Source organism: Kribbella swartbergensis, assembly GCF_054784135.1.
This window is the reverse complement of sequence record NZ_BAAGPM010000080.1, coordinates 1-631: the sequence shown is the minus strand read 5'-3', so window position 1 is coordinate 631 and position 631 is coordinate 1. Positions and strand designations below refer to the sequence as shown.

Genomic DNA, 631 nt, shown 5'->3' with positions numbered 1-631 from the left:
CTGGAGCGGATTCCTTCTTCGGAGCATCGGCAACCATGGCTTCGGTGGTGACCAGCAGACCAGCGACCGACGCGGCATTCTGCAGAGCCGTGCGGACCACCTTAGCCGGGTCGACGATACCGGCCTGAAGCAGATCCACGAACTCTTCCGTCTGAGCGTTGAAGCCGAAAGTGTCGGACTTTGTGTTGTCGTTGATCTTGCCAACCACCGTTGATCCTTCAACACCGGCATTCTCGGCAATCTGGCGGATCGGGGCTTCCAGGGCACGCAACACGATGTTGATACCCGACTTTACGTCCGGGTTGTCGCTGGTGAGCTTGGCCACCGCAGCCTTGGCGCGCAGCAGAGCCGTGCCGCCGCCGGGGACGATGCCCTCCTCGACCGCAGCGCGGGTGGCATGCATCGCGTCGTCGACCCGGTCCTTCTTCTCCTTGACTTCGATCTCGGTCGAACCGCCGACGCGGATCACCGCAACGCCGCCCGCGAGCTTGGCCAGGCGCTCCTGGAGCTTCTCACGGTCGTAGTCCGAGGTGGTCTCCTCGATCTGCGCCTTGATCTGAGCAACACGAGCCTCGATGTCCTGCGAAGAACCCGCACCATCGATGATCGTGGTGTTTTCCTTCTCGATCCG

General features: G+C 62.3%; 1 protein-coding gene. It reads right to left on the bottom strand.

The genetic code is table 11. From position 1 onward, the window contains the following. Window positions 1–631 (bottom strand): TCP-1/cpn60 chaperonin family protein (locus ACYVOK_RS35930; RefSeq protein ID WP_460667088.1); only part of this gene is annotated, 631 nt, incomplete at both ends.